Origin of the sequence: Gracilibacillus ureilyticus (assembly GCF_900111195.1) — a bacterium.
In the GTDB taxonomy this organism is placed as follows: Bacteria; Bacillota; Bacilli; order Bacillales; family Amphibacillaceae; genus Gracilibacillus; species Gracilibacillus ureilyticus.
The window spans coordinates 1-10,358 of the sequence record NZ_FOGL01000035.1 but is presented as its reverse complement, the minus strand read 5'-3'; the positions used below and the strand labels follow the sequence as shown (position 1 = coordinate 10,358).

Here is a 10,358-nt window from a genome sequence, read left to right as displayed (position 1 = left end):
CACAAGCACTTAAATTTGGTAAAAGCGTAGCGGATAATGGATGGGGAATGTTCACTTCTTTCTTACAGTACAAATTAAAAGAACAAGGAAAACAACTGATCAAAATTGACAAATGGTTTCCATCTACTAAAACTTGTTCGTGTTGTGGAAATACCCAACCTATGCCTATGAATGTTAGGATGTATGTTTGTTCTTGCGGACTAAATCTTGATAGAGATTACAATGCTGCGCTAAACATAAAAAAAGAAGGCATTCGCATATTAACAAGTGCCGAATGAAAGGATAAACTCTTGGAACAAGAGGGTTAGCTTGGTCCCTTTCGTCAGCTGACAAAACGGACGATTACCCAAGAAGCCCCCACTTCAAGCAACCCGTAAGGGTGGTAAGTGGTGGGAGTAGTTCACAAACCTGAAGCTTAATAGAATAAATGCCTATGTTGCTCTTGAGAACATTCAGTCGATTAAATTGCTTAAAAAACTCGGATTTAAAAATGAAGGAGTATTCCGAGATAAGCATTATTTTAGAGGGAAGTATTATGACCATTACTCCTTTTCATTGCTGAAGAGGGAATGGGACCATCAGAAGCAATTTTAAGGAGGGATAACAATGACAACAGCAATCGCCCCATCATTTATGGAAGAAGTAGTGTCAAATGCGGTATCGAAGAAAAACATCTTCGGTGCTGTACTGTGTGTCGAAAAGGGAGACAACTCTTTATCACTCATCAATGGAGCGGGAAATTTAACGGAAGATCGATCATATTTTATCGCAAGTGTGACCAAACTATATGTCACTGCTGTCCTGTTAAAGCTAAGATCAGAAAATTGCCTGCAACTTCACGATAACATCTCCAAATACCTTTCTGGTAATATCCTCCATGAACTACACCACTATAAGGGTTTCGATTATTCCAAGCACATAACAATAAAACAACTAATGTCCAATACATCCGGTATACCTGATTACTTTACATCTGACGCGATTTCCGAATTAACCGCAGGAAATGATCAGAAGTGGGGCTTTGAAAAGGTTATGGCAAGCGCGAAAATGAAGAAGCCGAAATTTGCACCAGGTAAAAAAGTGCAATATTCTGATACTAATTTCCAGCTGCTGGGTAAGATTATTGAAACAATTACAGAACAAGATATTCATACGGTATTCAGGCAATTTATTTTTGACGAATTAAAGTTAGTCGATACGTATTTATATGAAGATGTGAATGATACAAGGCCGGCAACTATGTTTTACAAAGAGAAAGAACTCCACTTGCCAAAATATATGTCATCAATAGGGCCGGAAGGAGGAATTGTTTCCACAGCAAAGGAATCAATGATATTTCTCAAAGCATTTAAGAACGGCCACTTTTTTCCAAAAAAGTACTTCGATGAGCTTAAAGAGTGGAAAGTTCTTTTTTCGCCAGGTTTATTCTTTTATGGTGTTGGGATTGCTAATCAGCCTATATCACTTAAAGAACTAAAGAATGGTTTGATCGGACATTGGGGACAGACAGGAGCTTTTTCATTTTATCACCCCAAAACGGATCTTTATTTCACAGGAACGGTCAACCAGTTTTTCGGCCAGAGTGTTGCAGCAAGAATGATGCTGAAAATTATAAAAAATGTGTAAATGATTTGGTTAGGAGATTGCCGCATGCTTTTTGCGTATGCGCCAGTTTACATGAACTAAGAGGAATTTTTATATTAAAACAGAATATATAAGTTACAGCACTGTACAAAATTTATAACAAAGGAGGAAGTTAAATGAAACATCCCGCACTAAAAATGTATGATTATCACATTTGGGCAAATGAGGTTATCATGGATCGTTTGAAAGAACTGCCGGAGGATATTTTTCATAAGGAGATTCAGAGCGGCTTTTCATCCGTATCCGAAGTGTTCGCACATATTTATATTACGGATAATACTTGGTTCGAGGTTGTCACCGGTAAAAGCATGGAACAAGCAATGATCAGCAGTAACGAACAAAGAGAACAACTTATAAGAAAAAATCTAGATGAAATGAAAGAAATATATCAAGGTTTATCCGAAAAATTCAAGACATTTATAAACAATGAAGAAGATATTGACAAATTATTGCTGGTGGATAATCCTTATGCCGGAAAACTTGAAACCTCTATTTCCGAAACTATACTGCACATTGCCACACACGGAGCCTACCATCGTGGAAACATAGCCACAATGCTTAGACAAGTGGGGCACACCTCTGTTATGCAGGATTATGGTCTATACCTGTATCATGCAAAGTAACAAATCACTACTCGCGGTATAAAATAACCCACATTTTCTTTACATAGATGGAAATACTTGCTATCCTTTATGTTAGAGATGTATTGAAAGGGGAATCGATACTGCCTATGTGGAATACCTTGTAATGATTAGTTAATTGGATAGAGAGACGAAGTGCGTTCCTTGTTGAAGGATGCGTTTATTTGTCTATCCGAAATCATTCAAGGGATACATGGTGTGGACAATTTCATCCCCATGACCAGACAGATATCCTTGTATATCTGTCTTTTATTTTTGGGAAAAACTACATCTCTATTGACACACTTATCGCGTCCCTGTACTGGGGGAAGTTTAATGAAAAAACATTCGGAAAATGAAGAAATACTTTCTGGTGGAAATGTCTCGAATGTATATCGGTCGGGAAATACCGTTAGACGAGAATTAAAGCCGGAAAGCAGCAAAATTCACAAGTTATTAAACCATTTGGAAATCAAAGGGTTTCCCTATGCACCAAGGTTCATAGGGATTGATGAAAAAGGAAGAGAGATACTGTCATTTATCGAAGGAGAAGCTGGCAATTATCCTTTGAAGAAATATATGTGGTCTGATGATGCGTTAAAAGGAATAGCAGAGATGCTCCGTCATTACCATGATACGGTAAGTGACTTTCCAATAACGGATGACTGGAAACCGATCGACCATACTCCAGGTCAGCAGGAAGTCGTATGTCACAATGACTTTGCGATTTACAATATTATTTTTCAGCATGAAAAACCAGCAGGTATTATCGATTTTGATCTGGCTGCCCCTGGCCCAAGGCTTTGGGATATTGCGTATACACTTTATACGTGTGTTCCATTAAGCAGGCTCTATCACACTGATACAGGTGAAGCGGTTTATTATAATCCATCAATAAATGCGGATCGTATAAAGGAAAGAGTCAGATTGTTTTTTGAATCCTACGGTGAGGAAATGAAAGAAGATTATATAGAAATGGTAGTGTTAAGATTAGAAGGCTTATGTAAATACATGAAACGAAAAGCAGAAGACGGTGACACTGCTTTTCAGAAAATGTTAGAGGAAGGTCACTATGAACATTATCAGGCAGATATAAAATTTATCCAGGAACACGGGAAAGAATGGATTTAGGTTTTTTAAATACGCTTTAAATTAACAGGAGGAACAGAATGCAACATTTAAAAGGCAAAATAGCGATCATAACAGGTGCAAGTCGTTCTAAAAGCATCGGTGCAGCAATTTGTCTCTCTCTTGCGGAAGCCGGTGTGGATGTCTTCTTTAGTCACTGGTCTCCATTTGATAAAAATGAGGGATGTGGACTGGAAGAGAATTTTCCGGAAGAGCTGTGTGAGAAGATTAAGAGTTTTGGCGTAAGATCAGCGCATATGTCACTAGATTTAAGTTTATCAGATTCTCACAAAAAGCTGCTCGATACCGTGGAAGATACACTTGGGCCAGCAAATGTACTCATCAATAATGCAACATATGAATCTCGAGTGAATTTTCGAGAACTAAGTGCCGAGATTCTGGATAAACATTATCAGGTAAATAACAGCGGGACAATCATGTTATCAGTGGAGTTTGCGAAAAGATATGAGATTGCCTATCCAGATAAAAAAGATGGCAGAATAATTAACCTTGTCTCAGGAGGCCCTGACCCGAATAACTTAGCGTATATTGCTACAAAGGGAATGACCATCGCCATTACAGAGCCATTATCGGTAGCGCTTGCACCTATTGGGATAACGGTAAATTCGATTAATCCAGGACCGACAGATTCCGGCTGGATGACTGAAGAGATTAAACATCATTTACTGCCACAATTCCCAAGCGGGCGCCTTGGAGAACCTGATGATGCTGCAAAAATCATTCGATTTCTTGCAAGCGATGATTCTTATTGGATGACTGGTCAGACAATTAGAGCAGAAGGTGGATTTTTAGGGAAGTAGTTTGTGAGAATGGGATTGCTTTTGGCAGTCCCATTCGCTAAAAATATAGAGGGATTATGCTGTTGGGGGTAGTTATTATGAGTTTTACTTCATTACTCGGAGAAAGAGTGTCATTATTTCCGCTTAAAATTGAGCATTCAGAAGCCTTATACCTTTGCTCACGTTCTGAAGAAATATGGCAGTATCTGCCGATACAGATAAAAACCAAGAAAGAAATGGTAGATTTTATTCAGGCAGCAATCACTAGAAGGGAACAAGGCGACGAGTTTCCATATGCGGTCTATGATAATAAGTTAAACAAAATAATAGGAATGACCAGGTACTTACGGATTGCCTCAATGCATAAGAGTCTAAACATAGGCTGGACTTGGTATTCCCCTGAAGTGTGGAAAACACGGGTGAATACAGAAAGCAAATACTTATTATTGCAATATGCCTTTGAAGTTTGGGAGGCTGTGCGTGTTGAAATTATTACTACAGTAAGTCATTATCGGTCACAAAAAGCTATTGAACGACTGGGCGCAAATAAGGAAGGAATTTTAAGAAAAAAATATAATGGACAGGATTATGCAGTATACAGCATTATTGATGAAGACTGGCCGAATGTTAAGAGAAATTTGGAAACCTTACTAACAAATACTTATGAAAAATCGTAAGTAGCTTACAAAATAACATAGTAAGACATATTTTGAAGGAGGGAGGTTTAATATGAAAAGAATTGCCATAGATATGGATGAAGTAATTGCTGATTTTGTTCCAAAGCATTTATCCATTTTTAATGATAAGTTTAAGGACAACATTACCATCGAAAATTTAAAGGGAAAGAAATTAAGAGAATTGCGCCCTGAGTTAAAAAATGAAATTATTAACATATTAACTGAACCTGCTTTTTTTCGGGACTTAAAAGTGATAAAAGACAGTCAGGAAGTAATACAGGAACTGAGTGAACACTACGAAATATTCATTACTACTGCAGCGATGGAATTCCCCACATCCTTTACGGAAAAATATGAGTGGTTAAAAGAACATTTTAGCTTCCTGAATGATTTGAATTTTGTCTTTTGTGGCGATAAAAGTATTATAAATGCTGATTTTTTGATAGACGACAATGCCAGACATTTTAAGCGTTTTAATGGACAGGGTATCCTTTTTACTTCCCCTCACAACATGAATGAAACGGAGTATGTCAGAGTGAATAACTGGAAAGAAGTAAAGGAATATTTTCTAAAATAATCAATCAGTTAAAAAAGGGATTTTGTACATATATTGCGTAAACATTAATTGTTTATAAGTCACCAAAAAACTTATAAGGGGTGAGCAGAATGGCTACATGGGTTACTCATTTCAGAATTGCAGAAGAATTACTGAAAAAAGAACTGCCGGTTTCTACAATTGATTTCCTGGTTGGTAATATTGGCCCGGACTGTGGACTTATCGGAGAAGATGGTATACCGGCTCCACCGAAAGAGATTACTCATTTTTATAATGGTGGTAGAACTAATGCTGATTCTTTTTACCAAAAATACTTGTCTGTTGAAAAGGAAAGTTCTACACGTCAGTTTTCCTATTATCTTGGCTATTATATTCATCTTGTGACAGATGAGGAATGGCTGAAGCTCACTGAGAATAAGAAAAAAGAAGAAGTGTACCAGAAAATAGCCAATACTCCTGAGTATACCAGTCTTGTAAAGAAAGATTGGTATGGACTGGACTTCCTATATCTTAAAGAACATCCTGATAATATATTCTGGGAGTCATTCCAGCATATCACCGATTTCCCTGAATACCTGAGTTTCTTTCCTCAAGGTCAAACAATGAAACAGATTAGAAATATTACTAAGTTTTATCAAACCCATTCAATTTCTGAAGACCATAAATTTATCTACCTCACCTCAGAAGAAGCAGACCATTTTGTAGAAAAAACCGTTCGCATTGTCACAGGAATATTAAATCAGAGGTTGGAAAGCCAACTAGTGTAGAACATGGGGGTTAATAGAAGTGGGGGATAGTAAATGGGAATGGATTTTCACAGTGAGACTAATCGCACAATGTACACTACTAGAAAAGCTGACACAACATGGGTGGAAGCAATAAAAAATCTTGTCCCTGTTGATAATATTTCTAAGGCAGTGGATATTGGATGTGGCGGCGGGATTTATTCTAAAGCGTTATCAGATATGGGGATAGAATCTGTCACAGGCATTGACTTTTCGGAGTCTATGCTGGAAGGTGCGAAAACAAACTGCAAAGATTATGAAAATATCTCATTTCAACATGGTACCGCTTATAAGACTAATTTAGATAGCGAAAGTTATGATTTCATTTTAGAACGGGCATTGATTCACCATCTTCACGATTTAGAATCTTGCTTTCTGGAGGCATTTCGGTTGTTAAAGAAAGATGGTGTTTATATAATCCAGGACCGAACACCAGAAGATTGTCTTTTAAAAGGAAATAAAACTCATATAAGAGGGTATCTTTTTGAACTTTTTCCTCTGTTAATCGAAAAAGAGATTAATCGCAGACATGATAGCCAGCACGTTGTCCAAACACTTCGAGAGACAGGATTTAAGCATATTGAAGAAATTAAGTTATGGGAGACAAGAGCTGTCTATGAAAATAAAAAGCAATTATTAAACGATCTTACATCCAGAACTGGCAGGAGTATTTTACATGAATTAGATGACAATGAGCTGGAATTATTAGTTAATCATATCGATCAAGTTTTATTGTTAGATAATAATATTATAGAGAAAGATCGATGGACAATTTGGAAAGCGATTAAATAAGAAATTAAAAGAGTAGTATGAGGAGGATATCATGAACGAACAAGAAAATAATTCTGGCTGGGATGCTATAGATGTTGCAATGAAGAGTCTGTACGGAGACCAGGAACCGAAACATTTTGGTACACTGATTTCCTATCAGTTCGGCGGAAATGACCCATTGGACGGGATCAGTGTATATATTGCAAAAGAACCGGTGGAACATTGGCATTATGTGACGTATGGATTCTCAGAACTGCATGAAAAAGAGACCCAAGATCCGGAAAACAGCGGATTCGGATTTGAATTAACGTTCAGACTTATCAAGCAAAGTGATGAAACAGAGCCTTCTTGTTGGGCATTAAATCTTTTACAAAACCTTGCCAGATACATATTCAGCAGTGGAAATGTTTTTAATAATGGCGATTATATGGATGCCAACAGCCCGATTTGTCTTAAATCAGATACAGAATTAACGGCGCTTGCATTTACATATGATCAGGAGCTGCCGGGGATGGATACGCCGAATGGAAGGCTGGATTTTATTCAGGTTGTTGGAATAACGGCTGATGAACTGGAAGCAATGCAAATGTGGAATACGCTCGGTGTTTTAAATGTTTGTGAAAATCATATGCCATTATTTACGACAAATCTGTCGCGAAAGTCCTTGCTTCATAATGATGAGATAAAGAAAGCTATTAAACATGGAAGTGAAACAGAAGGTTCTAATACACGTTTTCTTTTTATTGAGCAAATAAGCTGGACACCTGCCCAGAAAAAAATATTTAAAAATCTTCCAGCAACTGTACAGATTGGAGCAAAGCAAGCAAATATTATCGGAAAAGTAATCAAGGGACGTGCAGTCAAGAACGAACCGCTCAGATTAGTAAGCAATGAAGCAACAGTAGTTTTTCGATTCGGAGACCATCCTGATGTAGTGGAAAAGGAAGATGCATTAGAAATTATTTTAAATAAAAAAGCAGTGGAAGAATTGGCAGAACAACTACAGCCTGCTGTCAAGGAGTTTACCATTCCTTCGTTAAATTCTGTAATTTTTGAGATTGTGAAAACAGATATAAGAGATTCAGAGGGAAATGTGGTAGAGACGATCGGATAAATATTATACGGAAACGATATTTGATCACTGATTTCTTGGAGGGAAATACATGATTAAATCTGTAAAAGGACAATTTGTGTTATCATTGCTAGTTGCCATTAGCTTTATCTACTTGTCTTTTTCAAATATTGAGTTTACTGGTGAAGAAAGATTTACTATCAATCAAATACTGTTTTACTTTATTATGATCACATCAGTCTTTAATGCAGGTTTGATGACACAAAAGTATCTACAATTCAAAGAGGACAAGTAAGTTGAAAAAATTCTCATGTAGAAGTTACGTTAATTAGGAGTTGAGCAGATGGAACATAATATGGGGCTTTACGAAACACCTTTTCATTCGGTGAAATCAGGCAAAAAGACAGTAGAAGTCAGGCTGAATGATGAGAAAAGAAGAAAAGTTAACATAGGAGATACGATAAAATTCACAAAGATTCCTGGAAATAAAGAGACTGTAACGGTTGAAGTAACCGACTTAAGGCAATACTCGACATTTAGAGAAATGTACGAAAATATTCCTGCTAGTGATTTTGATGCAGTTGGTGATTCTGTTGATGAAATGGTCGAACAGACATATCAAATATATACCCCCGAGAAAGAAAGGGAATGGGGGACATTAGCAATTACAGTAAAAGTTTGTTGACAGTTGTTTATAAGCTTTTCAAAAATACTAACCTATTGAATGCAAAAATCGAGATTTAATTAGTTATCTTTATTCAGGTTAGGAGCGATTCTATGAGAAGAAAGTTAAAATTTATCGCACTCGCTTTTCTTTTGTTATCTGTTTTAGGCTGTAATCAACAAGAAGAACAGGATCGAATAGATGCAGTTGTGATTGCTTCAGAAAAGAGATTGCCGGCAAACTTTGAGGAAATTGCATTAAAGTATGAATATGAGCAAGTACTGGTAGAAAAAGTTGAAGATTATGATCAATACCAAGAATTGTGGGAATTGTTTCAGCTGAAAGAAGAGATGAATGAGGTGGATTTGGAAACAAATGTTGTTCTTTTCATCGGCCTCTATGAGTCTGGCAGCTGCCCGGAAGAAATTAAAGAGGTGACGGCAGACTCGAAACAGCATACAGTAGAAATTACTTTTGAAAATAAAAATAGTAATTGTATGGCTGATGCGAGTCCAAGGACCTTCGTTTTATCAATTGACAATAATCCATTTTAACAAATATCGAACGTAGTAATTGATGTTAGAGGAGAAAGGCTCTCCATTCCGGTAAATTAAGTTCTAAAGCTTTATTCTGCTGGCTAGATGGATGTTTTGTTATCAACGTAGAGGAATGAGGGATAGCATGACAAAGTTAATCATCATAATCCTGATATTACTATTATTTTCCTTTCTAACCTTGAAGGCTTTTACGGTTAAATGGAAACATAATTTGATCATCACTTTTGTTATAGGCATAATCATCATCTCTGCAATAATTTTTGGATTAAGTACAGATTCCATCAAAGGAAAAATAATTAAATCTGATCATAATGATCAATTATTAATGGAATGCCAAGTCCCATATCTGTTCACACAAGGTGAAGAAGTTGGATACTACTGCTCTGTAGGCGTAACTCCACAAACAGTTATTAAAAACCTTAAAGGTGAACGTTTATCAGTAAAGGAGATTGAGGATAAACTTGTATCCGTAATTCTTGAAAAAAGACACATTTTTACCAAAGGAGACAGAAGCAGGGAAGTTACGGCAAAAGAAATTACCTTATTACGTTAAAGGTGCATAATGGTAATTGGATAATAAAGAGGAGAGGAATTTTTTATGAAGCACAGAAATATTGCCTTTATCAATATCCGACAGAATACTCCCTCTTCAAGTGCTGAGGGTTTTTATTTCAGCGATAAGGGGGAGATGAATGGCGGTTGGCGATAGACAAAACAGGCACTGACATGATATAATAAGAACGTATGTTCTTGTTAAGTGAGGTGAAAACATGTTAGTAAAAAAAACGTTTAAGTTTCGTATCTTTCCTAATCAAAAACAAATCCAACTAATTAATAAGACAATTGGTTGCTCCAGATTCGTGTTCAATTTCTTCCTCGGTAAACAGAAACAAAAAGATGCTTATTGGTTCATCGTAGAGGAAATGAAACAAAACGGGCAACTGCCATCAAACAATTGGAAAGGTGGTTTTTTCAATAAATATGGCGCTGTTAAAGCAGTTCGTCAGTTAAAAGAATATTATCCTTTCCTAAAAGAAGTGGACAGTATCTCCCTTCAAAAGTCTGTTGAAAACTTAGCTGATTC

Annotated in this window: 17 protein-coding genes; all 17 read left to right on the top strand. The window is 36.7% G+C overall.

The genetic code is table 11. The features are described 5' to 3' along the window. Positions 1–278, top strand: a 278-nt coding sequence (locus tag BMW36_RS20055; RefSeq protein WP_139180353.1) for a zinc ribbon domain-containing protein, incomplete at its 5' end; no start/stop codon positions are given. A gap of 130 nt (positions 279–408) precedes the next feature. Further along, the gene (locus BMW36_RS20050; protein ID WP_089744453.1) at positions 409–594 is read left to right on the top strand and encodes a GNAT family N-acetyltransferase; all 186 of its coding nucleotides are present in this window, start codon (positions 409–411) and stop codon (positions 592–594) included. Positions 595–606: 12 nt separating this feature from the next. Beyond that, positions 607–1,626: a serine hydrolase domain-containing protein gene (locus BMW36_RS20045; RefSeq protein WP_089744452.1), complete on the top strand. Its 1,020-nt coding sequence runs from the start codon at positions 607–609 to the stop codon at positions 1,624–1,626. Positions 1,627–1,760: 134 nt separating this feature from the next. Then, positions 1,761–2,267: a DinB family protein gene (locus BMW36_RS20040; protein ID WP_089744450.1), complete on the top strand. Its 507-nt coding sequence runs from the start codon at positions 1,761–1,763 to the stop codon at positions 2,265–2,267. Between the two features lie 182 nt (positions 2,268–2,449). Beyond that, positions 2,450–2,623: a hypothetical protein gene (locus tag BMW36_RS20465; RefSeq protein WP_175480535.1), complete on the top strand. Its 174-nt coding sequence runs from the start codon at positions 2,450–2,452 to the stop codon at positions 2,621–2,623. Beyond that, positions 2,601–3,395 carry a phosphotransferase gene (locus BMW36_RS20035; RefSeq protein ID WP_089744448.1) on the top strand — a complete coding sequence of 265 codons (795 nt, stop codon included), beginning with the start codon at positions 2,601–2,603 and terminating at the stop codon, positions 3,393–3,395. The genes BMW36_RS20465 and BMW36_RS20035 overlap by 23 nt, the downstream gene beginning before the upstream one ends. Positions 3,396–3,433: 38 nt before the next feature. Beyond that, on the top strand, positions 3,434–4,213 hold the full coding sequence (locus tag BMW36_RS20030; RefSeq protein ID WP_089744446.1) for an SDR family oxidoreductase: 780 nt from the start codon (positions 3,434–3,436) through the stop codon (positions 4,211–4,213). A 77-nt stretch (positions 4,214–4,290) separates the two neighbouring features. Next, positions 4,291–4,869, top strand: coding sequence for a GNAT family N-acetyltransferase (locus tag BMW36_RS20025; protein WP_175480534.1), 579 nt, complete (start codon positions 4,291–4,293; stop codon positions 4,867–4,869). Between the two features lie 52 nt (positions 4,870–4,921). Next, positions 4,922–5,446 carry a 5' nucleotidase, NT5C type gene (locus BMW36_RS20020; protein WP_089744442.1) on the top strand — a complete coding sequence of 175 codons (525 nt, stop codon included), beginning with the start codon at positions 4,922–4,924 and terminating at the stop codon, positions 5,444–5,446. An 89-nt stretch (positions 5,447–5,535) separates the two neighbouring features. Then, the gene (locus BMW36_RS20015) at positions 5,536–6,192 is read left to right on the top strand and encodes a zinc dependent phospholipase C family protein (RefSeq protein WP_089744440.1); all 657 of its coding nucleotides are present in this window, start codon (positions 5,536–5,538) and stop codon (positions 6,190–6,192) included. A 33-nt stretch (positions 6,193–6,225) separates the two neighbouring features. Continuing rightward, positions 6,226–7,002, top strand: a complete 777-nt coding sequence (locus BMW36_RS20010) for a class I SAM-dependent methyltransferase (RefSeq protein ID WP_089744438.1) — start codon at positions 6,226–6,228, stop codon at positions 7,000–7,002. A 31-nt stretch (positions 7,003–7,033) separates the two neighbouring features. Continuing rightward, the gene (locus tag BMW36_RS20005) at positions 7,034–8,095 is read left to right on the top strand and encodes a suppressor of fused domain protein (RefSeq protein ID WP_089744436.1); all 1,062 of its coding nucleotides are present in this window, start codon (positions 7,034–7,036) and stop codon (positions 8,093–8,095) included. A gap of 49 nt (positions 8,096–8,144) precedes the next feature. Continuing rightward, on the top strand, positions 8,145–8,348 hold the full coding sequence (locus BMW36_RS20000; RefSeq protein ID WP_089744434.1) for a hypothetical protein: 204 nt from the start codon (positions 8,145–8,147) through the stop codon (positions 8,346–8,348). 48 nt (positions 8,349–8,396) lie between these two features. After that, positions 8,397–8,738 carry an ASCH domain-containing protein gene (locus BMW36_RS19995; protein ID WP_089744432.1) on the top strand — a complete coding sequence of 114 codons (342 nt, stop codon included), beginning with the start codon at positions 8,397–8,399 and terminating at the stop codon, positions 8,736–8,738. A 92-nt stretch (positions 8,739–8,830) separates the two neighbouring features. Further along, positions 8,831–9,271, top strand: a complete 441-nt coding sequence (locus BMW36_RS19990; protein WP_089744429.1) for a hypothetical protein — start codon at positions 8,831–8,833, stop codon at positions 9,269–9,271. 127 nt (positions 9,272–9,398) lie between these two features. Beyond that, the gene (locus tag BMW36_RS19985; RefSeq protein WP_089744427.1) at positions 9,399–9,827 is read left to right on the top strand and encodes a hypothetical protein; all 429 of its coding nucleotides are present in this window, start codon (positions 9,399–9,401) and stop codon (positions 9,825–9,827) included. Positions 9,828–10,044: 217 nt separating this feature from the next. Then, the coding region (locus tag BMW36_RS19980) for a helix-turn-helix domain-containing protein (protein ID WP_089744425.1) at positions 10,045–10,358 on the top strand (314 nt) is incomplete at its 3' end.